We start from the raw sequence: 22,452 nt of genomic DNA, 5'->3' as shown, positions 1-22,452 counted from the left end.
TCCAGTGTCCCATACGTGGGCGCATGGGTTGACGACCAAGTATAGAGAGGCGTGGCACCCCGGCTTGCCCCGGATGGGGGGCCTTGCTGCGCGGCGGACGGCTCGTTACAATCTGCCCCCTTTTTTCCGCAACGTGCACCGCCAGAGCCGCGCCGCCATGAAGCCAATCCCAGATCACGCCGTCAATCGCCTGCGCGTATGGCGCAAGAGTATCTCTACTCGTCCGTTTCTCGCCCGTGGTGGCACAGTGCCCCGCTGCGAGGCGTGCCAGTTGCGCTCTGACTGGTGCGCCTGCGAATGGCGGCCAGAGCTCAAGGCAGAGGCCGGCTTCTGCCTGCTGATGTATGACAGCGAGCCCATGAAACCCTCCAACACGGGTCGCCTCATCGCCGACGTCCTGCCGGATACCACCTGGGCCTTTCTCTGGAAGCGCACCCAGCCCCATCCTGAGTTGCTGGCCCTGCTGGCCGATCCCGTCTGGCAGCCCTATGTGGTGTTCCCCGCGTGCGAGAAAAACCCGGCGCGAGTGACCGAGCAGGTCATGCTCGCCCCCGGCAAGAGGCCGCTCTTTATCCTGCTGGATGGCACCTGGCCCGAGGCGCGCAAGATGTTCAACATGAGCCCCTATCTGGATGGCTTCCCCGTGCTGGCAGTCAAGCCGGATGCGCTCTCTACCTATGGCATGCGGGTCGCCAATTGCGACGAGCACCTCTGCACTGCCGAAGTGGCGGCCTGCGTGCTGGAGGTGGCGGGCGAGCTGCAGGCAGGTCAGGCGTTGCAGCTCTGGTTCAATTTGTTCAGCCGCCGCTACATGGCGGGGCGTGTCAGTCGGGCGCCCGGTGAGGATGAAGTGCAGCTGCAACAGGCGTTAGCTGCGATAAAGGGCGGCGTACCAGCTGAGGCGATAGCTGATAGCGCCGCCTGATGGCGGGGAAGGGGAAAGCAGGGTGAGACGAATAAGACTGATGAAAATATGGAATCAATTGGCTTCCACTGTTTCGTTAGCCTCATGAACCCACGGCCTTTAGGATAGCGGCCAAGTCAGCTTGTCCGGCTTGTTTACACAGCAAATTCAACAAGGGGCCCCTCTTTGGCGGGCGACCCTGTCTCGCGAGGTCTATGGATGGAATTGGAACTGTTTACCCTGCTCGCCCTGTTCGGGGTGGCGCTGATTGCCGGCTTTATCGATGCCATTGCCGGCGGCGGTGGCCTCTTGACCGTCCCCGCCCTGCTGGCGACCGGCATGCCGCCGGCGCTGGTACTGGGTACCAATAAACTGCAGAGCAGTTTTGGCTCCTTCTCCGCCACCTGGTTTTATGCCCGCAAGGGGCTGCTGGAGTGGGCCATGATCTGGCCTGCGGTGATCTGCACCTTTATCGGTGCCGCCATCGGCACCCTGGCGGTGCAGACCATAGACGCCGCCATTCTGGAACGGCTCTTGCCCTTCCTGCTGATGGCGTTTGCCTGCTACTTCTTTTTCTCCCCCAGAGTGAGCGATGCAGAGAGCGCACGCCGCCTGACCCCCATGGTGTTTGCGCTGCTGGTGGGGGGGGGAGTGGGCTTTTATGACGGCTTCTTCGGCCCGGGCACAGGGTCGTTTTTTGCCATCGGCTTCGTGGCGCTGGCGGGTTTTGGCATGGCGCGGGCCACAGTACACACCAAGCTCCTGAACTTAACCTCCAACCTTGCCTCCCTGCTGTTTTTTGCCCTGGGTGGCAAGGTGGTGTGGAGCGTTGGTTTCTGCATGGCGCTGGGGCAGTTTATCGGTGCCCGTGTTGGCTCCAGACTGGTGCTGAAGAAAGGGGTCAAGCTCATCAAGCCCCTGCTGGTGACCGTCTCTGTGCTGATGTCAGCCAAATTGATGTGGAGCCAGTATCCCGAGCTGTTTGCCTGGATCCAGTGAGACGGCAGATCTGCTTATAAACCCGTGCTCTCTACTGTTTGCACGGGTTTATTGACTCGGCCCGCTGAAATGATGAAAGTGCCTGCGCAGCGCACTCACCAGCTGCGCAATGCGTTCCCGCTTCAGACTGCTCTGGCGATAGACCAGATGCAAAGGGCGCCCCAGCCCAGGCAAGGGGCGAGCCGTTTCCCCCTGTTCTCCCACCAGTGCCAGCAGACCTGCCGGCAGCAGCACAGGGCCTATGCCTGCCTTGGCGAGTTCTATTAGCGCCAGATAGGAGTCCAGCTCCATGGCTGGCACCAACCCCAATTGCGCCAGCGGCTCGCGCAGATAGCGGTTGGAGGGGTTCTCCAGATCCATAGTCAGGATCTTGCGCTGATCTGCCGAAGGCGCCTCATGCTGATCGTCCCCCACCAGATAGAAGGGCTCCTCCAGCAATAGCTCGGCTCCCAGGCCATGGCCAGGAGGCAGACGGCCGGCACAGATGCCGAGCAGGGCGTCGCCACTGCGCACCCGCGCCAGGATCACGGGGGTATGATGGGTGGAGAGGGCAATATGGGGATCGCGGCCCAGATAGTCGTGCATGAAGCGGGCGAGGTAGCCCGCCAGCAGGGTTTCAGAGCAGGCGATCGGCAGGGGAGTCAAGTCGGTGAGGGTCTGGCTGTCGGCCAGCACCCCCTTCATCTCGGCGAGACTCGGAGCCACCCGGTCGAGCAGCTCCCGCGCCTGGGGGGTGAGCCGGATCTGGCGGCCATCCGGCTCGATCAGCTTCTTGCCAAGGCGCAGCTCCAGCTGACCAATACGCTTGCTCACCGCCGACTGGCTGATGTAGAGGCGGCTGGCCACCTTGGCCATAGTGCCCTCGCTTGCCAGCAGGCTGAGTGTCTCCAATCCTTCCAGTAACATTAGGGCCCCTGGTGTCTCACCGTATATCGAATGGCGTTACCTTAGGGGTTGATGGCGTCAGGAGCAAGTGTCGTTCACCGCCTTGGCAGGCCGCCAGCGCCACTCCCGCAAGGGTGGGGCGAAGATCACCAGATTGCCGAGCAAGCTGATCACAACGCCCACCACTGAGACCGTCTGCCAGACAAACCCCTCATAAAACGTCGAGAGCGTGAGCGCTACCAGCGGGAACAGCACAGTGGCGTAGGAGGCCTTGCTGGCGCCAATCCTGCCCACCAGTGTGAGGTAGGCAGTGAAGGCGATGACAGAGCCGAACAGGGCGAGATAGACCATGGCCGCCAGATAATGGCCGTCGGTCGGAATGGTCAGGGATTGGCCGAGCAGGGTGACCCAGCCCAGCAACAGCACGACGCCGTATACCATGCCCCAGGGCACCAGTTGCAGCACGTGATAGCCGTGACGCTGGCCGCGGGCAGAGACCAGGTTGCCCAGCGAGAAGCAGAGGGTGCCGCCACAGGCCAGCAGCAACCCCTTCCAGCCGTTTGTGCCCAGTTGCGCATCCGCCAGCACGGGCCAGAACAGCAACAGTGTGCCCAACAATCCCAGCAAGGATCCTTGCAGCCAGCGCAAGTTGGGGCGTTTGCCCTCGAACAGCCAGAGATTGAGGCCGTTGAAGATGCTGGCACTGGCGAAGATCACCGCCGACAGGCCACTCGGTATGTAGAGGGTGGCGTGATAGAAGCAGAGAAAGTTGGTGGAAAAGAGCAGGGCGCCGAGCAGGGCTGCGTAGCGCTGGCCCGCCCAGGGCAGGCGCGGGAAGCGGCCGCTGACGGTGAGCAGGGCAAACAGTGCCAGCGCCGCCAGCAGGAAGCGATAGAGCACGGACACCTCGATGGGAACGGGGCCGAGCTGCCAGGCGATGGCGATCCAGGTGCTGCCCCAGATAAGGACGGTGGCAAGATAGAGCAGGAGATTCATAACACATCCGGTGAAGTGGGAATGGCATGGACCACAGCATGGGGCGGGCAAGGCTGTGCTGGCTTGCACCATCTTGCGGTTATTTCAGCCGGGCCGCAGCCTTTGGCGGGCTGGCGCGGTAAGATGGCCGCAAGGCATGATGGGCGAGGCTGCAAGGTGCAACAGATAAGACAGGCGGGCGTATTCGATGCACTGGTCAGCACGGGAGCGCGGCTGGAAGACTCCTGCTGGCTGGAGCCGGGCCTTGGGGTAGCCAGCTGGCGCAACTGCTACGATCAGACCCGCTATCACAAGCCGGGTCACCATACCCTGAGCGTCTATTTGCAAGGGGGCGAGCAGACTGAGCGCCTCGATGGTCCCGGCGGCCATGGCGGCGCCGGCAAGGTGTGCATCATGCCGGATCACCACAGATCCGAGTGGCTGGTGCGCGAAGAGTTCCGCTTTTTCCACCTCTACTTCACGCCGGCCCATCTCACCCGCATCGCCGAGCAGGTCTGCGACAAGGAGGGGCGCCATCTGCTGTTGGAAGACAAGACCTTCATCGATGACCCCCAGGCATCCGTGCTGGTACAGACACAGCTGATGAAGTTGGAGTGGCAGCACGGCATCGACCGTATGGCGCTCTCCCACGGCGTCTGGATGCTGATGCTGCATGCTTATCGCCACCACACCCGGGAGGCGCCGGGCCTGCCCGAGGTGCGCGGCGGCCTGGCACCCGGTGTGATCCGGCGAGTACAGGAGTACCTGCAAGCCCATCTGGCCGAGCCGGTTACCCTGGCTGAGCTGGCACAGCAAGCGAGCCTCAGCGAATATCACTTCGCACGCATGTTTGGCCAGAGCCTGGGGTGTCCGCCTCATCGCTATCTGCTTGGGCTGCGGCTCAAACGGGCCAAGCAGTTGCTGGCAGGATCCGACTCCCTGGCCAGCATCGCCATCCTGTGCGGTTTCTCCTCCCAGGCGCATTTCGGCAATCGTTTTCGCGAGGCATTTGGCATCACACCGGGCCAGTGGCGTACACAATTGTCATCTTCTCGTCACAGATAACGCTGAGACTCTGGGCAAAAGAGGTGTACCATCTGCCACTTACCCATTGAAAGGAATGCCCATTGAATTATCGCAAACGCCAGACCCGTACTCGTCACCTTTGGTTCAGCCACTGGAATGCTCCCCAAGATCGCACCTGTATTCCCACCCCTCCCGAACCCGTAGTGCCTCACAGTTCCCGCTGAAAATCGATATGACCCGATAGGTTTTTTCCGGCAACTTTGCCACTATTGCGCCATCTGAATGGATTGGATATGGCTGCATGTTTCTGGAACGCATTGAAGTCAAAGGTTTTCGCGGGATAAATCGCCTCTCGCTCGGGCTGGATAACACCACGGTTCTCATCGGTGAGAACGCTTGGGGCAAATCCAGCCTGCTGCGCGCCCTCTGGTGTCTGTTGGGGCAGGATGCCGAACCCTATCAGTTCAGCAGCGATGATTTTCACCAACCGGAAGATCCCGAGCTCGCACCCGCCCGTCATCTGCAACTGGTGCTCACCTTCAGTGAACACAGACCCCAGATGTGTCTGCACTCCCATCGCCTTGCCCGTCTTGGCGCCTCCTGGGTCAAGCACAAAGACAAATTCCACCGTATTCACTACCGTGCCAGTGCCGAATTGCAGGCCGATGGTTCCGTGCTCACCACCCATGATTTTCTCGACGGCATCGGCAAGAGCCTGCCCATCGACAATGCCCATGAACTGGTCTGCCTGCTGATCACCATGAACCCTGTGTTCCGGCTGCGGGATGCCCGCACCGCACGCAACGGGGTCGAGATGTTGCAGTGGGGGGATTTGTCACAGAACCGGTTGAGTCAGCTCGCCGACAAGCTCATCGACGAACCCCAGCGCATCGGTGAGGCTGAGCTGAAAGAGGCGCTGCAGGCAGTGCGCCAGCTGATGGATCACTACTTCAACGCCCTTGCCCCCATGAAGCACAAGCCTCGCAGCCAGCGGGACATCGTCAATCGCCCCATGACACTGCGCAATCCCGGCAATCTGCAGACGCTGCTGCGCAATGCCGACAACCGGGCGCTGCAACTGGCGATGGCAGGCATGGCGGCCACCCTGCTCAACGCCCGTGGCAACCGCGAGCTGGAACAGGGGGCGCGACCCATCATGATCCTGGAAGACCCCGAGAGTCGCCTGCACCCCACCATGATGGCGCTGGCCTGGGGTCTGCTGGAGCATCTGCCGGGCCAGAAGCTGCTGACCACCAATTCGGGTGACCTGCTCTCCTCCCTGCCTCTGAATCAGGTGCGCCGTCTGGTGCGCCGCCAGCAGGACATCGTCTGTCATCAGCTGGGGGGCGAGCGTTACAGCAGCGATGATCTGCGCAAGATTGCCTTTCATGTGCGCATCAACCGCCCCATGTCGATGTTTGCCCGTTGCTGGCTGCTGGTGGAGGGGGAGACCGAGATCTGGCTGCTCTCCGAATTGGCCCAGATCTGCGGTTACAGCCTGCGGGCGGAAGGGGTGCGCATCATCGAATTTGCCCAGTGCGGTCAGTCGCCCCTCATCAAGGTGGCGCGCGACTTTGGCATCGAGTGGCATCTGCTCACCGACGGTGACGAGGCGGGGATCAAATACGCCACCTCGGCCCGGGCGCTGCTCAAGGGGGAGCGGGAGCGAGACCGGCTGACCCAGTTGCCGGCGGCTGATATCGAGCACTACCTCTATCACAACGGCTTCGAAGCTGTGTTTCGGCGCGAGGCCGGGGTCGGTGGCCGCTCGACCCTCAATGCCGGGCGCATCATCAACAAGGCCATTCATCATCGCAGCAAGCCCGGCATGGCGCTGGCGGTGGTGGAGGAGGCGGAGCGCCTCGGCGGCGAGCATATACCGCCTGTGATCCGGCAGATGTTTGCCAAGGTGGTGGCACTGGCGCGCGGTCAGGGCTGATGGTCTGTGCTGGCCGGCGTCCAATGATGCCGGCCAAGTGTGATCCCGCCTTGTCATCCAGATGGCGCTGAGCGTCCAATCCCTCTCAAGGCGCTTGCAGAGATTGGGGACATGGCTGGGTTTGGGTATACTCGGCCCCTTCTCTGGCGCCCCACAGGCGCATCCCGAATCTTTGCTGCTGGAGGCGTCATGTTCGTCCAACTCCCTTTTTGGCTTTTTCCCCTGACAGGTTTGATGGCGCTGGGGGCCCTCATTGCCCTCGGCATAGTGTTGTGGCGCGGTGATCTCTGCCCGGGCCAGCGCTCGCGGATCACGGCCCAGCTCTTCTCCATCTGGGTGATCACCGGGCTCTCACTGATGCTGGCGGTGGAGGCCAAGGTGGCGAGCTGGCTCGTCTGGAGCGGTGGCGCCGCCCTGATCCTGGGGATAGTGCTGTCCCTTGCCCAGTCACGGCTGGAGGGCAAGCGTGCCATCCCGTCCACCCTGCTCTGGCTGCCTGCCATGCCGCTGCTGGTCTATGGGGTCGGCTTGCTGCAGATCCAGGGCTGGCTGAGTGGCCTGCTGCAGATGACCTTGCTGGGGGCGGCCTTCGCACACCTTATGCTGCTGCGGGCCCGCCACCGTCTGCAGGCGTTCAATCTGTTGCTGCCACTGGCGGGACTGGTGGCTGCCATGCTGAGCCTGCTCTGGTTGGCCGTGCTGGTGGGCTGGCAGGGCAATGGTGCCGCGCTTGATGCCCTGATCCCCGGTGTGTTGACCCAGGCCATCTTGCTGATTGCAGCCTTGTTGCTCTGGTTCAGTCCCATCTATCTGCAAAAAGAGACGGCGCCCGTTGTGGTTTCCACCGCCCTGTGCGGCCTCGTCATTGCCCAGATAGCGGCGACCAGCGTGCTGCACCAGCTGACCTGATCGCGTACCGCATTGCATGAGATAGAAAAGCCCACCCCGAGTCACTCAGGGTGGGCTTTTTGATGGCCGCAACAGTGCAATCCGGGCCTAGTAGAAGTCATCCGCCCCGCAGATAAAGAGGCAACTGCTGCGCGGCTGGGCCAGGTACTCTCGGGTCAACCCCTCCAGCGGCATGCCGAAGGTGCAGATGTCATGGGGTGAGGGCAGGGCGGTATCCAGGATCCGGCGCCAGTAGCCACCCACCCCCTTGGGGGGGCTTGGCAGATTGAAGGTGAGCGGCTCCCAGTAGGCATTGAACAGCACATAGAGTGCCAGCTTGGTTTCGCTGGAGAGTGCCGACATGGCGATGGCGTGGGAGTGGGGGCTGAAGTCCGGCTGGGCGGCATTGACCCCGTGCCAGCAGATCTCGCTGTGACGCAGGATCTCGGTCAGCGACAGCGGCATGCTCTCCTGCTCCGGTCGCTGGAACAGGTGCTTGCGATACTGGATCAGCTCCTTTATGAAGCGGAACATCTCCTGTCCCATGGTACTGGTTTGCCAGTTCATCCAGCAGGTTTCGTTGTCCTGGCAGTAACCGTTGTTGTTGCCATGCTGGGTACGCAGCACCTCGTCCCCCATCAGCAGCATGGGGGAGCCCACCGACAACAGGGTGGCCACCATCATGTTCTTGGCCTGGCGTATGCGCAGCGCATTGACGTGAGGATCCTCTGTGACCCCTTCATGGCCATGATTCCAGCTGAAGTTGTGATCGCACCCGTCCCGGTTCTGCTCGCCGTTGGCCTCGTTGTGCTTGTGGTCATAACTGGCCCAGTCCCACAGGGTGAAACCGTCATGACAGGTGACGAAGTTGATGCTTTTCTCCGGATCGGCGTGGTGATAGTGATAGATATCCGGGCTGCCGCACAGTCGCTCCACGAAGGGGGTGACGGCGTTGTCATCCCCACGCAGAAAGTGGCGCACATCATCCCTGAACTGGCCGTTCCACTCACGCCAGCGCGCGCCTGCCAGGCTGCCCACCTGATAAAGTCCACCCGCATCCCAGGCCTCGGCGATGAGCTTGATGTCGGCGATGCGAGGATCCGTGTCTATGGTGCGCAGGGTCGGCGCATTGGCCTGTGGCATGCCGGACTCGTCCCGCGACAAGATGGCGGCCAGATCGAATCGAAAGCCGTCCACGTGCATCTCCTGACGCCAGAAGTGGAGGCTGTCCATGATCATGCGCAGCACCACTGGGTGGGCACCGTTGAAGGTATTGCCGCAGCCCGAATAGTTGGTGTCCTTCTGATTGCTGTCGAGGATGTAGTAGGCCTCGTTGTCTATGCCGCGAAACGAGAAGATGGGGCCGTCGTCCCCCCCTTCGGCCGTGTGGTTGTAAACCACGTCCAGGATCACCTCGATATTGGCTCTGTGCAGGGCCTTGACCATGTCCCTGAACTCGGTGAGCGGATCGCAGCCACTGGCATATTGAGCATGGGGGGCAAAGAACGACATCGGGCTGTAGCCCCAGTAGTTGGATAGCCCCTTGGGGGCATCCTGGGGATCGAACTGGAACACCGGCAGCAGCTCGACGGCTGTGATGCCGAGGGATTGCAGATAGGGGATCTTCTCGATGAGGCCAAGATAGGTGCCGCGCAGGGCAGGATCCACCCCCGAGCTCGGCGACTTGGTAAATCCCCCCAGATGCAGCTCGTAGATCACCGAGCGGGAGAGGGAGTGAGCGGGCAGCTTGTCCCCTTCCCAGTCATAGTCGCGGGTATCCACCACCCGGTTCTTGGCACACACAGCCAGGTTGCTGCCGGGACGGGCCGCAGCCCAGCGGTCGTAGGTCGGCCCCAGCTCAATGCTGCGACCATAGGGGTCCAGCAGTACCTTGTCCGCATCGAAGCGGGTACCGTAGTAGGGACGCCAGGGGCCCTGGATGCGATAGGCATAGCGCTGGCCCAGTGGAATGCCTTCGATATGGATGTGCCAGTAGTAGGCGGTGCGGTTGAGACGGGGGGAGAGCACTATCACCTCAGGGGTGTCATCATCGGCACGGGTGAAGAGCAGCAGTTCAACCCGACTGGCCAGGCGGGCCCAGATGGCAAAGTTGACGCCGTCGTTCTCGGGTGTGGCCCCCAATTGACGGCAATGACCGGCGGATATGCGCATGATAAGGCTACCTAAAAAGAGGAGTGACAAGCCTTTTGAGTGTAGTGCGCCAAGCTGGCCCCAAACCTGCTTGTCTGAAAAAACAGCGTCCTGTTGCAAATTCCTTCAATTTGTGCTGCTTTAACCTTCGAATGAAGTTTTTTTAGGATATTTACTTGCAATCTGAGCGCTGGCGCCTATTATTGGCGACCTCAGACGCGGGGTGGAGCAGCTCGGTAGCTCGTCGGGCTCATAACCCGAAGGTCGTCGGTTCAAATCCGGCCCCCGCAACCATCCGGGTATCAGAGTCGAAAATGCTGATTAACGCATTGAAGACAAAGATAATTCGAACTGGCTACTGCTCGGCCAATTCGGAAAAAATATGGACGCGGGGTGGAGCAGCTCGGTAGCTCGTCGGGCTCATAACCCGAAGGTCGTCAGTTCAAATCTGGCCCCCGCAACCAACTATTTGTGCTCATGGCGAGGCTGATGCCAAGCGGTGAACGTAAAGACAGCGAACTACTTCTGCTCGGTAGTACGCGGTGATAAAGGTAATACAATTCGGACGCGGGGTGGAGCAGCTCGGTAGCTCGTCGGGCTCATAACCCGAAGGTCGTCAGTTCAAATCTGGCCCCCGCAACCAACTATTTGTGCTCACGGCGAGGCTGATGCCACGCGGTGAACGTAAAGACAGCGAACTACTTCTGCTCGGTAGTGCGCGGTGATAAGGCAGTACAATTCGGACGCGGGGTGGAGCAGCTCGGTAGCTCGTCGGGCTCATAACCCGAAGGTCGTCAGTTCAAATCTGGCCCCCGCAACCAACTATTTGTGCTCATGGCGAGGCTGATGCCAAGCGGTGAGCGTAAAGACAGTGAACTACTTCTGCTCGGTAGTGCGCGGTGATAAGGCAGTACAATTCGGACGCGGGGTGGAGCAGCTCGGTAGCTCGTCGGGCTCATAACCCGAAGGTCGTCAGTTCAAATCTGGCCCCCGCAACCAACTATTTGTGCTCATGGCGAGGCTGATGCCAAGCGGTGAACGTAAAGACAGCGAACTACTTCTGCTCGGTAGTGCGCGGTGATAAGGCAGTACAATTCGGACGCGGGGTGGAGCAGCTCGGTAGCTCGTCGGGCTCATAACCCGAAGGTCGTCAGTTCAAATCTGGCCCCCGCAACCAACTATTTGTGCTCACGGCGAGGCTGATGCCACGCGGTGAACGTAAAGACAGCGAACTACTTCTGCTCGGTAGTACGCGGTGATAAAGGCAGTACAATTCGGACGCGGGGTGGAGCAGCTCGGTAGCTCGTCGGGCTCATAACCCGAAGGTCGTCAGTTCAAATCTGGCCCCCGCAACCAACTATTTGTGCTCATGGCGAGGCTGATGCCAAGCGGTGAACGTAAAGACAGCGAACTACTTCTGCTCGGTAGTACGCGGTGATAAGGTAGTACAATTCGGACGCGGGGTGGAGCAGCTCGGTAGCTCGTCGGGCTCATAACCCGAAGGTCGTCAGTTCAAATCTGGCCCCCGCAACCAACTATTTGTGCTCATGGCGAGGCTGATGCCAAGCGGTGAACGTAAAGACAGCGAACTACGTCTGCTCGGTAGTACGCGGTGATAAAGGCAGTACAATTCGGACGCGGGGTGGAGCAGCTCGGTAGCTCGTCGGGCTCATAACCCGAAGGTCGTCAGTTCAAATCTGGCCCCCGCAACCAACTTTCCGTTATTTCCCTCTTTCTGTATTACCCCCTCCTTATATTTCCCAGTGTGTCCAGCCGTTCGTCAGCTCAGTGCATCATGACGCTTGATATTGATTTTCAAGTGTAAATCTGGTCGTCTTCGCGTTTTGTTGGGTATCATCAGTGATATCTCTTCATGGACGAGGGCCTTGCCCAATGATGCAAAATTTCACTTATCTCCCCCCTCAAATCGATATTCATGATGCCACCCTGAGTCAGGCCATGACCAACGGGCTCTCGGCCAACTTGTTGCTGATCGCGGAAGAGTTGCGTGATCCTGTCCTTGCCATGCCCGAATTCGCCCCCGTGGCGACCCAGATAGCGCTGGGCCAAAAGGCTCCCTACAGCCTGGTGCAGCATAACAGCCTGCAACTGGTGGTCTTCATGGGTAGCCATCCTGTACGTGATCACGCCCTCTACAAGCAGGCCAGATCCTGGGTAGTCCCCTTGGCTGGCCTCAAGATCGAGCGGATGGGGGTGCACCTTGAAGGGTTTGACGAAGGGGACAGGGCGCTGCTGGCCGAGCTGGCACTGGCTTGTCTGCTGGCGGCAAATGTGCCCATGCCCAGTCACAAGCACTGTGTCGAGGACGAGTGGCGCTATCAACAGATTGCGGTGTCACCGCGCTGTGTGCTGGATCTGGCGCGGATCTACGCCGAAGCCGAAGGCAACGGCATGGCTAGGCATCTGGCGGTGTCGCCAGCCTCCGATCTCACCGCGCGCAGCTATCGGGAGTGGGTACGCCAGTTGGCTCAGGTCGAAGGGTGGCAGTGGTTCGAGTACGATCAGGCCCAGTTGGCTGAGCGGGGCGCCGGCGCCTTCATCGCAGTGGCGAGAGGTTCAGAAGACAACCAGGCCGCCATGGTCAAGCTCAGCTACTGCCCGCCCAATCCGGTGCGCCGGGTGGCACTGGTGGGCAAGGGGATCTGCCACGACTCGGGTGGCTACAACCTCAAGGTCGCCGGCAGCATGTATGGCATGCACCTGGACATGGGCGGCAGTGCCGTGGCGCTGGGTGCTCTCTATGCGATCAGCCGGGCCAGTCTGCCCTATGAGGTGCACTGCTGGCTCGCCATCGCAGAGAACCACATAGGCCCGCTGGCTTACCGGCCGGGGGAGGTGGTAACCGCGCTCAACGGCACCACCATAGAGGTGGTGGATACCGATGCCGAAGGGCGCATGGTGCTGGCGGATACCCTCTGCATGGCGGTACAGGACAATCCGGATCTGCTGATCGATTACGCCACTCTGACCGGTGCCTGCAAACGGGCGCTGGGCAGCCGCTACAGCGGTGCCTTTACCAACCGGCCTCAGTGGCTCTGTGACTTGATAAGTCTTGGCCAGCGCAGCGGCGAGCGGATCTGGCCCTTCCCGCTCGATGAAGACTACGACGACAACCTCGATAGCGAGTGGGCCGATCTGCTACAGTGTGCGCCGGGCGCGTCGCCGGATCACATCGATGCCGCCCGTTTTCTCAACCGCTTTGTGCCCCAGCAGACCCCCTGGTTGCACCTCGATTTGAGCGGTTTTCGCAGCAAGGGGGGCAATGGCGTGGTCAGCAGCGAAGTGACCGGATTCGGGGTCAGGTTGACGCTGGACTTGTTGGGCAGCCCGTTGGGCCGCCGCCATGAACTCGATGAACAAGAAAATTAAGGAATAACGTGAAAGTACCAAGTTATGACTGGGTGTTGTTCGATCTGGACGAAACACTTCTCGATTTCCCGGTCGCCAAGGCCCTGGAGCAGACCCTGCAGATCTACGGTGTGGCGCCCACTCCCCCCAAGATGGCGGAGTATCACGCGCTCAACCACCGGCTGTGGCAACAGTACAATTCGGGCGAAATTGATGCAGCGCACCTGCAGCAGACCCGTTTCTCCCTGTTCGCCGAGCAGGTGGACGTGGCGCCCATGGCGATGAACGACACCTTCTTGCAGCAGATCATTGCCCTGAGCGTGCCCCTTGAAGGGGTCGTCGAGACACTGGAGGCCCTCAAGGGCCAGGTTAGGATGGGGATCATTACCAACGGCTTCAGCCTGCCGCAGCGCGGCCGCCTCAGCAAACTGGGCTGGAGCGAGTGGTTCGAGCCGCTGGTCATTTCTGACGAAGTGCAGGTGACCAAGCCGGCCGCCGCCATTTTCCAGCATACCCTTGCCTTGATGGGGCAGCCGAGCCCGGCACGGGTGTTGATGGTGGGGGACAACCCCAAGACCGACATCGCCGGTGCGTCGGCCCAGGGGCTGGCCACCTGCTGGTACAATCCGGCCCGTCACGACACCGAGTGCGAGGCGACCCACGAGATCTACCACTTCGCCCATCTCTCCACCATAGTGCTGGGGCAGTAAGCACCAGGGCAGCAAGCGGATCGCCAGACACACAAAAGGCAGCTATCAAGGCTGCCTTCTGTCATCTTGAGGGGATCAGGTACCGAGGCGGCTGAGCAGCCAGGATTCGAGCAGGGCTACCCCGTGTTCCAGCACGGCTTCGTCGAAGTCGAACTCCGGATGGTGGTGAGGCGCGGCCAGATTGGCGCCCAGGATCAGGTAGGCGGCTTCGCCACCGTTACGCTGCACCCGCTCGATGAGAAAGCCCGCATCCTCGCTGGCGCCAAAGCGGCGGGTGTGGATGGTCTCAAGTTTGAGCGCCTGAGCAAGCGGCACTATCTCTTCGAGCAGGGTCGGGCTGTTCTCGATGCCGATGGCTTCCCCCTGCTTGCGAATGAGGTAGGTGGCCCCCTGCATCATGGCGGCCCCTTCCACTATCTGCTGCACCTGGCCGAACATGTAGTCGTTGAGCGCCGGGGTGGCACCACGGGTCTCTCCCTGCAGGCGGGCATGGCCCGGGATCACGTTGCGACCGCTGCCACCGCTGAGCTGGCCCACGTTGATGCGGGTCATGCCATCGCGATGTCGGGCAATGCCGAGCATGGCTGTGGTCGCCGTACAGGCTGCCGCCAGCGCGTTGCTGCCCGCGTTGGGCTCAAGGCCCGCGTGGGCGGCGCGCCCCATAAACTCCACATCGAATTTGGTTGAGCAGAGAAACTCGGTGGGATTGACCACCAGCTCGCCACTGGCCGCATGAATGCCGATGTGCAGCGCCAGCAGGGCATCCACATCGTCGAGCTGACCACCGGCTGCCAGTGCCTTGCCACCACGGCACCCCTCTTCGGCGGGCTGGAAGAACAGCTTGATGCGGCCGCTGAGTCGCTCTGCCAGGGCTGCTATCCGCTCGGCCAGCACCAAACCGATGGCGGTGTGGCCGTCGTGGGCACAGGCGTGCATCCAGCCGGCGTTGCGAGACTGCCACCCCTCCAGGCTGGGGGGATGCAGCTCATCCTGGCTTTCGTCCACTTCCACCGCATCGATATCGAAGCGAAAGGCCAGGGTCGGGCCGGGACGACCGCTGTCCCATACTCCCATCACACCCGTTATCTCTTCGATGCGCGCCAGCCAGTCGGGATGCGCCCCCTGGCGCAGGGCGCGCTCCTTTTGGGCTTGTACGTCGACCTCCCGTCCCATGATGAGGTTGCTGGCCAGCAGCTTGTCACCCAGCATGACGGAGAAACCGAGTTCAGAAAGATGGTGAGCAATGAGGGAGCTGGTGCGAAATTCACACCAGGCCGCTTCGGGCAGACGATGAAGATCACGACGCCAATGGCGAAGAGCATCTTGTGTCATGGTAATTCCTGCGTGACGAGTTCAGCGGATATTGTGACGGGCAGGGGAGCAAGAGTAAATCCCGCCGACAAAATGCAACAAGGGGAGCTATGAGGCTCCCCTTGTTGGTGATGGCGGTGACGTCCAGCTTGTTTAGTGTGCATCAACCCGTTCTAAATTCCGTTTCAGGCATCATCTCGAGTGAGGCAGTCAAAAAAGACAGAAAGCGGTGGAATAGTCAGCGCCAAAGCGATGGTTGTCATTCAGTAATACAGGATTCTGGATAATTAACCGGCTCAGAGCTGTGACAAGGACGGCAGAGAGACGGCAACCAGAGTGAAAAACACGGTAAAAACGGCAGTAACAACAAACTCTTTCATATTTTGTCTCCCTTGGCTGACTCTTGATGGGACCAAGATACCATAACTGTGCAGCAACACAACGGCAAAATGTAATTATGTGGCTTATTGTCGTGGTGGTTGGCGCTAAGCCTTATTTTTGTATTCTTGCGGGTGTTTTATCACCACTCCGTTCATTTCTATGGTGGTGGACTTGCTGATTTTCTATTTTTATATATAAATTCAGATAGTTATGTTCTTGTGTTGTGATGTTTGCGGTGGGTTTTATATGGAGCTTTTATTGGGTTGTACCAGTTTTATGAGCAAAAACGGCCTCCTGCTGCGCCTGAAAATGTCGCCACAAGCAGGGTTGGTGGTCTCAGCGGGAGATAGGGTGTTGATATCCAGTTTTTGGTTCAGTGAAAGTGCACAGGCCATGGGTGGCGTCACTTGCAGGAGATTGTCACTCTTCTTGTTTTTCAGTCAGAGGGATAAAAAGGATGAAAAAGGTGGGCTTTCACTGGGATAAAGAGCCGCCGGGGCCAGCGGGAAGGGATTTCACATTTTCCCGATACCATGCGCCTGTGGATGCGGGTTGAGTGACATTGCGGGTCGGTATTTTTGGCGTTTGCAGTTGCCTATTGACCGTTGATGAGTAACTGGCTGCCCAGTCACGGCGCTGCCATCGGTTTCTTCCCCGAGCGGTTTGTGGCGTTTTCACGACAGCTTGAGAGTGTGATGGGGGAGAATAGGAGGAAAGAGCCTGAAAAATACGGGAGAAGGGCGGGGGCGAGTGGTGACAAGGGTTGGCGTTGCAGGGGGGCGCTGAGGCACTTCCCAATCACCCAGTATGGCCACCGACAGCGGAAGGCTTGCTACCCCCTGGGCTTCGCGCAGCAAGTCAGCGGACCCTGGTGACGGTCTTGAGTGGCCGAGTTAGCCAATCAGTCTTGTGTGAGTGGTGCGAGCGAACGAGAAGAGTGAGATGAAGAGTAAAGCGGAGTGCCAGTAAAGCCTGGTATGCAATGCCTCTGTTTACTGCTGACGCTGCGGTAAACAAGGCGGATTAAAAAACCCTCCAGCGGAGGGTTTTTGTCACAACAACCTGATGCAAGCCATGCGGCTTAGAACAGGGTGGTGGAGAGATCGTACAGCTCCTGATCGAACGGGCGCTTCAGGTTCTCGATGCAGTCGATGATGTCGTGGTGCACCATCTCGTTGCCCTGGATACCGACACAGCGGCCACCCTGGCCAGCCAGCAGCTGTTCGACGGCGAAGGCACCCATGCGGCTGGACATGATGCGATCGCGCGCAGTTGGCGAGCCGCCACGCTGGATGTGACCCAGTATGGTGGCGCGGGTTTCGCGGCCAGTCATGGCTTCGATGTCCTTGGCCAGCGCATTCACGTCGGTGACGTGTTCACAGATGGTGATAATGGCGTGTTTTTTGCCTTTGGCTTCGCCTTCCTTGATCTGTTGCAGCAGCTTCTCTTTGTCAAAGGCCACTTCCGGCACTATCACGTACTCGGCACCGCCAGCAACGGCGGCAGACATGGCCAGATCGCCGCAGTGGCGACCCATGATCTCGACCACTGAAATACGGTGGTGGGAGCTGCAGGTGTCGCGCAGACGGTCGATGGCGTCAACCACCACGTTCAGGGCGGTATCAAAGCCGATGGTGAAGTCGGTACCGGCGATGTCGTTGTCGATGGTGCCCGGCAGGCCGATGCAGGGGAAACCCTCTTCGGTCAGCTTCTTGGCACCCATGTAGGAGCCGTCACCGCCGATCACCACCAGGGCATCGATGCCGTGCTTTTTCAGGTTTTCGATCGCTTCAGCACGGACGGCCGGATCTTTGAAGGCGGGGAAACGGGCAGAACCCAGGAAGGTACCGCCACGGTTCACCACGTCGGAGACGCTGTGACGCTCCAGCTTGACGATCCTGTCCTGATGCAGACCGAGGTAGCCATCATAGATGCCATAAACTTCCAGGTCATGATGCAGACCGGCGCGCACCACGGCGCGAATGGCTGCGTTCATACCCGGTGCGTCACCACCACTGGTCAAAACACCAATACGTTTGAGTTGTTTGGTCATGAGTGCCTCTGGATCTGAGTTGTCGAATACGAAGTTTTACAAATGAGACAAGCCATTTTTACTATATCGGCTTTCGTATGGGATGCGGGGGCTGCCATAGGAAAAGCGATATGCAAGAGGGGGCCAAGCCCCCTCTTGGGCAACAGCTTACTTGGCTGCGCCAGCGATGATCTGGGAGAAGTCGTCCACTTTCAGGGACGCGCCACCCACCAGGCCACCGTCGATGTCCGGCTGACCGAACAGGTCGGCAGCGGTTGCACCAGTGACGGAACCGCCGTACAGGATCTGTACTTTGGCAGCCACGGCGCCATCAAAACCGGCCAGGTACTGACGGATGTGAGCGTGAACGGATTGAGCAATTTCCGGGGTAGCAGTCTTGCCGGTACCGATGGCCCATACCGGCTCATAGGCAACCACGGCGTTGCTGAAGGAGGCGATGCCGCAACGGTCGATGACAGCTTTCAGCTGGGTCTCAACCACAGTCTTGGTCACGCCGGCTTCGAACTGCTCCAGGGTCTCACCGATGCACAGTACGGGGATCAGGCCCGCTTTCTGGATGGCTTCGTACTTGGCGGCTACCACGTCGTCGTTCTCTGCGTGCAGGGTACGGCGCTCGCTGTGACCGACCAGGGAGTAGGTGCAACCGAAGGCTTTGAGCATGGAGGGGGCGTTCTCGCCGGTGAAGGCGCCGGACTCGTGAACGTCGGCATTCTGGGCACCGTAGGCAATCTTGCTGCCTGCGGTCAGCTGCTCAACCAGACCCAAAAAGATAACCGGCGGGCAGACGGCGACTTGCACGGAAGGATGAGCGGCAGCAGCCGGGGTCAGTCCTTTGATCAGAGCTTCTACAGAAGCTTTGGTACCGTTCAGTTTCCAGTTACCCATTACCAGGTGCTGTCTCATCTTGTAACTCTCCTAGGCATTTGATTGCGCGACATTATATGAATTGAACCGAGCCCAAGATAGCTGACCCGGCGGCAAATGACGTAATTTTTTTTCGCTTTCCTGATCCAAATCAGGAATGAAAGGCTCGATTGCTCAATCGTTAACCTGCCCTCGCAAACGGGCCCACCATACCCCAATCCATTCGTGAATGGCAGCCTCGGAATACATCAGATAACGCCCCTTTGGCAGGTAGCTGTAGAGGGGTTGCGCCACCTGACTCTGCTTGGCTGTGAAGTCGGTGGGGGCAGGCACTGCATCGAGTCCCTGTCCCTGATAGAGCGCCATGGCTCGCGGCAGGTGGGTGGCCGAACTGACCAGCGCCACCCGCTTGCCCTTGAGATAACGGCTGATGCTGACGGCCTCGTCATGGGTGTCTTTGTTGTTTTCAAACAACGTCATTCGGGATCTCTCTATCCCCAGGCTGGCCGCCATGCGGGCATTGACCTCGGCGTTGGAGAGGGGATCCCCCGATACATAGCCGGAGAAGACCAGTGTGGCCTGGGGGTAAGCCTGGGCGAGGCGTACGCCTTCCAGGGTTCTTGCGAGGGCGATATTGTTCTGCCAGGCGCGCTCAGGGATCGCCGGATCGCTCACATGGCCGTTGCCCAGCACCACGATAGCCTCTATATCGGGGTGTTGGCTTATCTCGAACGGCGGGAAGGTCTGCTCCAGCCCTCTGGCCAGCTCATAGCTCACCGGCCGCGTCCCCATCAGAGCAACAATGACCAGGGCGCAGGTCGCCAGCAGCTTGCCGGTTTTCTGAAAGCGGGTGAACCAGAGCAGCAAAAGCGCCAGCAGCAATAAGGAGAGGGAAAAGGGCAGTGGCATCAGCAGTTGGCCTAGCCATTTCTTGACAGCAAACAGGGTGAGCTCAAACACAGCAGCGTCGTCCTTGAGTTTTCAGCAAATTCGGGATGTGACAGAATACCCCTCTTTTTTCGTAAGGCCCAATGCTGCGGCCAAAAGTTGAGTGAGTCTTGAAGCAAGATCAGAGTTTTGACGGGCGTGCCGACAAGTTTGCTCGCAACATTTATGACTCCACCAAGGGGCGTATTCGCACCACTGTGGTCTGGAGCGACATTGAAGCCTGCCTGGCTCGCCTTGGCAACCGGCCCCTGCGCATCCTGGATGCGGGGGGCGGATTTGGCTATTTTGCCCAGAAGCTGGCAGCCATGGGTCATCAGGTGGAGCTGTGCGATCTCTCCGCCGAAATGCTTGAACTTGCACGGGTCCAGATCGCTGAAAAGGGGCTGGAAGACAGAATTCGTCTCATCCATTGCCCCATTCAGGATCTCAAGGCCCACGTGACCGGCACCTTTGATCTGGTGCTCTGTCACGCCGTGCTGGAGTGGCTCGCCGAGCCGCGCCAGACCCTGCTCGGTCTGTTCCCTTTCGCCAATGCAGGGGGCATACTGTCGCTGCTTTTTTACAACCGTCATGGTCTGTTGTTTCAGAGTCTGGTGGTGGGCAATTTCGACTATGTGCGCCTTGGCCTGCGCAAGAAGCGCCAGACCGCCCTGACCCCCACCAATCCGCAGTTGCCTGAACAGGTCTACGACTGGATTGGGCGAGGGGGCCTCAAGATCATTGGCAAGACGGGGGTGCGGGTCATCCACGACTACATGCGCCACAAGCAGGATCAGGTCGAGAAGTTCGATGATCTGCTGGCCATGGAGCAGCAATATTGTCGCCAGGAGCCGTTTATCTCCCTGGGTCGCTATATCCATGTGATGGCGCAGAAACCGTCAAGCTGACAAGCAGTCTGTCTGGCAGCCTTGTAATAACAACGAGATGGTCAGTTTCATATGATGAGACCGTCCCACGGATAACAACGAGATGACAACGTCATGATGAGTACATCCCGTACCCTGCCCGAGCGTTCTGTGCCGGAGATAGTAGGGTGGGTCAGGCAGGAGGGGTTGGCGCTGAGCCTGCCTACCGACCGGCTGGCCTTTCTGATTGCAATCAAGACACTGTCCGAAGATGAATCGGACTTGTCGGAAGCGGCGCTGCACGATGCCTTCGGCTATGTCAGCAACGCCTTTGGCCAGATGGACGAGACCCTCACCGGTCGTGCCAACAACGCCATCAACGATCTCATTCGCCAGCAACTGCTGTCGCGCTTCAACACCGACATGGTGGCGGGGGAGAGTCTCTATCGCCTGTCGCGGCTGGGGATGGGGATCGTCGACTTCTTTATGGATCAGCGTCAGGTTGACTCCATCAAGCTCTCCATCCTGCTCGAACACCTGGCGGCCGAGCTCGACACCGCCCGCAAGGCGGCGCTCGAGACCAACACCCGTGAGCAGTGGGATGCCGAGGTACTGCCACGGCTCACCTTCTCGCTGGAAGAGACGCTGGGTCGTATCGACTTGACCCAGCGCGCCATGGATGAGCAACAAAATCAGGTCAAGAGCGAGATAGCGGCCCTGCTGACCCAGAACTGGGTCGATGCCATTCACAGCTGTGAAAAGCTGCTGCACGAGACAGGGCAGACCCTGCGCGAGCTGCAAGATACCCTGGACGCCGCCGGTCACCGCCTGCAGGCGGGACTGCTCAACATTCAGGAAGCGGCGCAAGGGCGAGACGATCTGTTCCACGTCGAGGAGCTGACCCATGCCTTGCAGGGACGGCTCGATGTGATCACCAGCTGGGGCCAGCAGTGCATCGAGCTCTGGTCCCGTTACGATCGCCACGTCCACAAATTTATCCGCAACGCCATCGACATGGACAAGAACCGCGCCTTCAGCCAGCGTCTGCGCGACTCCATTCGCAATTTCGAGCAGCACAACTGGCAGCTGCGCATCGCCGAGGAGCCCCGTCTGCTGGAGCTGCGGGATGAAACCATTGCCATCCACGACGAGGAGGTGACCGGTGAGGTGCCCCTCGAGATGGAGTACATGGAGATGGTGGACATCAATCAGGCGCTGGCGGAGCGCATCGAGCGCTACCTCGCCCGCTATCCCGAGCAGGGCCATCAGCTGGACTTGGCCGATGTGCTGCGGGAATACCTGCTGGATTACCCGGCTCACGCCCATTTCGATGTGGCGCGTCTTCTGATCGACCAGGCCGTGCGCCTGGGCCATGCCAGCGGTGAGCGCGAGCTGCACCGCCAACCTGCATGGAAACCCATTAACCAAGCTGGATCCAAGGTTCAGGCCTATGTCATTGATCAATACTGAATTTCCCTTGCCGCTGCGGCTCGCAGAGGCGATTGCCAACCCCTTGTTTCCGCGCATCGATACCGCCTTGCGTTCGGGCCGTCACATCAGTGCCGACGATTTCGAACAGCACTCGGCGCTGGTGGAGTACCACAACGAGCTGGAGATCTTCTACGGCCGCTATCAGGTGGAGCTCATCAAGGCGCCGGAAGGCTTCTTCTACCTGCGCCCGCGCCCCAGCGCCGACATCGGCACCACTGTGCTCTCCGAGCTCGATATGCTGGTGGGCAAGGTGCTCTGCTACCTGTTCTTGAGCCCGGACCGCCTCGCCTCGGAAGGGGTGTTTGCCATGGGCGAGCTGCAAGAAGAGGTGTTGAGCCTGGCCGACGAGAAGCAACTGCTTCGGATGGTCAACAGCCGCTCCGGCGGCACCGATCTCGACAAGAAGAAGCTCTTGGAGAAAATCCGCACCTCCATGCGTCGCCTGCGTCGTCTCGGCATGATCACTGCCCTAGGCAACAGCGACAAATTCCGGGTCAACGAGTCCGTGTTCCGCTTTGCCGCCGACGTGCGCTCCGATGAAGATCCCCGCGCCGTTCAGCTGCGGATGATCCAGGAGGGGGAGGCCATCTTCCACGACGACGAGATGCCGAGCAGCGATTCGTTGTTTGAAGACATTGAAGCGGATCTTGATGAAGAGCAGCTTGAACTGGAGGTCGAAGATGACCTGCAGCGTTAAATCCAAGATCCAGATG

Annotated in this window: 18 protein-coding genes and 9 tRNA genes; 20 read left to right on the top strand and 7 right to left on the bottom strand. The window is 59.8% G+C overall.

Going from position 1 to position 22,452, the window contains the following annotated elements; all coding sequences use genetic code 11:
- The first annotated feature begins 157 nt into the window (after nt 1–157).
- Together ONZ54_RS12395 and ONZ54_RS12390 are read left to right on the top strand one after the other, a co-directional pair.
- Nucleotides 158–925, top strand: coding sequence for a tRNA-uridine aminocarboxypropyltransferase (locus ONZ54_RS12395; protein WP_271786297.1), 768 nt, complete (start codon nt 158–160; stop codon nt 923–925).
- 198 nt (nt 926–1,123) lie between these two features.
- Entirely contained in the window at nt 1,124–1,903 is a 780-nt protein-coding gene (locus tag ONZ54_RS12390) for a TSUP family transporter (protein WP_271786296.1), read from the top strand.
- Nucleotides 1,904–1,951: 48 nt separating this feature from the next.
- On the opposite strand, the gene ONZ54_RS12385 is transcribed toward ONZ54_RS12390, so the two are convergent.
- Complete coding sequence (locus ONZ54_RS12385; protein ID WP_271786295.1) at nt 1,952–2,809, bottom strand: LysR family transcriptional regulator; 858 nt, start codon at nt 2,807–2,809, stop codon at nt 1,952–1,954.
- A 57-nt stretch (nt 2,810–2,866) separates the two neighbouring features.
- The gene (locus ONZ54_RS12380; protein ID WP_271786294.1) at nt 2,867–3,784 is read right to left on the bottom strand and encodes a DMT family transporter; all 918 of its coding nucleotides are present in this window, start codon (nt 3,782–3,784) and stop codon (nt 2,867–2,869) included.
- Nucleotides 3,785–3,907: 123 nt separating this feature from the next.
- Between ONZ54_RS12380 and ONZ54_RS12375 the strand changes: the two genes are divergently transcribed.
- From ONZ54_RS12375 to ONZ54_RS12365, 3 genes are all read left to right on the top strand, one after another.
- On the top strand, nt 3,908–4,828 hold the full coding sequence (locus ONZ54_RS12375; RefSeq protein WP_416995486.1) for a helix-turn-helix domain-containing protein: 921 nt from the start codon (nt 3,908–3,910) through the stop codon (nt 4,826–4,828).
- Between the two features lie 262 nt (nt 4,829–5,090).
- The gene (locus ONZ54_RS12370; protein ID WP_005311094.1) at nt 5,091–6,728 is read left to right on the top strand and encodes an ATP-dependent endonuclease; all 1,638 of its coding nucleotides are present in this window, start codon (nt 5,091–5,093) and stop codon (nt 6,726–6,728) included.
- A 189-nt stretch (nt 6,729–6,917) separates the two neighbouring features.
- The gene (locus tag ONZ54_RS12365) at nt 6,918–7,637 is read left to right on the top strand and encodes a hypothetical protein (protein WP_017412051.1); all 720 of its coding nucleotides are present in this window, start codon (nt 6,918–6,920) and stop codon (nt 7,635–7,637) included.
- 87 nt (nt 7,638–7,724) lie between these two features.
- On the opposite strand, the gene glgX is transcribed toward ONZ54_RS12365, so the two are convergent.
- Complete coding sequence (gene glgX, locus ONZ54_RS12360) at nt 7,725–9,788, bottom strand: glycogen debranching protein GlgX (RefSeq protein ID WP_271786292.1); 2,064 nt, start codon at nt 9,786–9,788, stop codon at nt 7,725–7,727.
- A 196-nt stretch (nt 9,789–9,984) separates the two neighbouring features.
- On the opposite strand from glgX, the gene ONZ54_RS12355 reads away from it, so the two are divergent.
- From ONZ54_RS12355 to yjjG, 11 genes are all read left to right on the top strand, one after another.
- A tRNA-Met gene (locus ONZ54_RS12355) sits at nt 9,985–10,061 on the top strand.
- Nucleotides 10,062–10,154: 93 nt separating this feature from the next.
- A tRNA-Met gene (locus tag ONZ54_RS12350) sits at nt 10,155–10,231 on the top strand.
- A 102-nt stretch (nt 10,232–10,333) separates the two neighbouring features.
- Nucleotides 10,334–10,410: transfer RNA gene (locus ONZ54_RS12345), tRNA-Met, on the top strand.
- A gap of 101 nt (nt 10,411–10,511) precedes the next feature.
- Nucleotides 10,512–10,588: transfer RNA gene (locus tag ONZ54_RS12340), tRNA-Met, on the top strand.
- Between the two features lie 101 nt (nt 10,589–10,689).
- Nucleotides 10,690–10,766, top strand: a tRNA-Met gene (locus ONZ54_RS12335).
- Nucleotides 10,767–10,867: 101 nt separating this feature from the next.
- A tRNA-Met gene (locus ONZ54_RS12330) sits at nt 10,868–10,944 on the top strand.
- A gap of 102 nt (nt 10,945–11,046) precedes the next feature.
- Nucleotides 11,047–11,123 (top strand) — tRNA-Met (locus ONZ54_RS12325).
- Nucleotides 11,124–11,224: 101 nt separating this feature from the next.
- Nucleotides 11,225–11,301, top strand: a tRNA-Met gene (locus ONZ54_RS12320).
- Between the two features lie 102 nt (nt 11,302–11,403).
- Nucleotides 11,404–11,480, top strand: a tRNA-Met gene (locus tag ONZ54_RS12315).
- Between the two features lie 180 nt (nt 11,481–11,660).
- On the top strand, nt 11,661–13,157 hold the full coding sequence (locus ONZ54_RS12310; RefSeq protein WP_005311105.1) for a M17 family metallopeptidase: 1,497 nt from the start codon (nt 11,661–11,663) through the stop codon (nt 13,155–13,157).
- A gap of 8 nt (nt 13,158–13,165) precedes the next feature.
- Nucleotides 13,166–13,846: a pyrimidine 5'-nucleotidase gene (gene yjjG, locus ONZ54_RS12305; RefSeq protein WP_271786291.1), complete on the top strand. Its 681-nt coding sequence runs from the start codon at nt 13,166–13,168 to the stop codon at nt 13,844–13,846.
- A gap of 75 nt (nt 13,847–13,921) precedes the next feature.
- Here the strand turns inward: yjjG and ONZ54_RS12300 are convergent, their stop codons facing one another.
- The gene (locus ONZ54_RS12300) at nt 13,922–15,178 is read right to left on the bottom strand and encodes an amidohydrolase (RefSeq protein ID WP_155602856.1); all 1,257 of its coding nucleotides are present in this window, start codon (nt 15,176–15,178) and stop codon (nt 13,922–13,924) included.
- A gap of 606 nt (nt 15,179–15,784) precedes the next feature.
- Here ONZ54_RS12300 and ONZ54_RS12295 point away from each other — a divergent pair.
- Nucleotides 15,785–16,024, top strand: a complete 240-nt coding sequence (locus ONZ54_RS12295; RefSeq protein WP_058394421.1) for a hypothetical protein — start codon at nt 15,785–15,787, stop codon at nt 16,022–16,024.
- Between the two features lie 595 nt (nt 16,025–16,619).
- Here the strand turns inward: ONZ54_RS12295 and pfkA are convergent.
- The 3 genes from pfkA to elyC all read right to left on the bottom strand — a co-directional run bounded on the left by pfkA (nt 16,620) and on the right by elyC (nt 19,400).
- Nucleotides 16,620–17,591 carry a 6-phosphofructokinase gene (gene pfkA / locus ONZ54_RS12290; RefSeq protein ID WP_271786290.1) on the bottom strand — a complete coding sequence of 324 codons (972 nt, stop codon included), beginning with the start codon at nt 17,589–17,591 and terminating at the stop codon, nt 16,620–16,622.
- 147 nt (nt 17,592–17,738) lie between these two features.
- Nucleotides 17,739–18,494, bottom strand: coding sequence for a triose-phosphate isomerase (tpiA, locus tag ONZ54_RS12285; RefSeq protein ID WP_005311133.1), 756 nt, complete (start codon nt 18,492–18,494; stop codon nt 17,739–17,741).
- 135 nt (nt 18,495–18,629) lie between these two features.
- Entirely contained in the window at nt 18,630–19,400 is a 771-nt protein-coding gene (elyC, locus tag ONZ54_RS12280; RefSeq protein ID WP_271788281.1) for an envelope biogenesis factor ElyC, read from the bottom strand.
- Between the two features lie 113 nt (nt 19,401–19,513).
- On the opposite strand from elyC, the gene cmoM reads away from it, so the two are divergent.
- From cmoM to mukE, 3 genes are all read left to right on the top strand, one after another.
- Nucleotides 19,514–20,290 (top strand): tRNA uridine 5-oxyacetic acid(34) methyltransferase CmoM, encoded by a 777-nt coding sequence (gene cmoM, locus ONZ54_RS12275; RefSeq protein ID WP_271786289.1) that lies wholly within the window; start codon nt 19,514–19,516, stop codon nt 20,288–20,290.
- 93 nt (nt 20,291–20,383) lie between these two features.
- A complete protein-coding gene (gene mukF, locus ONZ54_RS12270) occupies nt 20,384–21,718 on the top strand; it encodes a chromosome partition protein MukF (protein ID WP_059111978.1) in 1,335 nt (444 codons plus the stop codon).
- Nucleotides 21,699–22,436 carry a chromosome partition protein MukE gene (gene mukE, locus ONZ54_RS12265; RefSeq protein WP_005311141.1) on the top strand — a complete coding sequence of 246 codons (738 nt, stop codon included), beginning with the start codon at nt 21,699–21,701 and terminating at the stop codon, nt 22,434–22,436. Before mukF ends, mukE begins: the two co-directional genes overlap by 20 nt.
- Nucleotides 22,437–22,452: the final 16 nt, after the last annotated feature.

It is taken from the genome of Aeromonas salmonicida (genome assembly GCF_028355655.1).
In the GTDB taxonomy this organism is placed as follows: Bacteria; Pseudomonadota; Gammaproteobacteria; order Enterobacterales; family Aeromonadaceae; genus Aeromonas; species Aeromonas salmonicida.
This window is presented reverse-complemented; position numbering and strand designations above follow the sequence as displayed.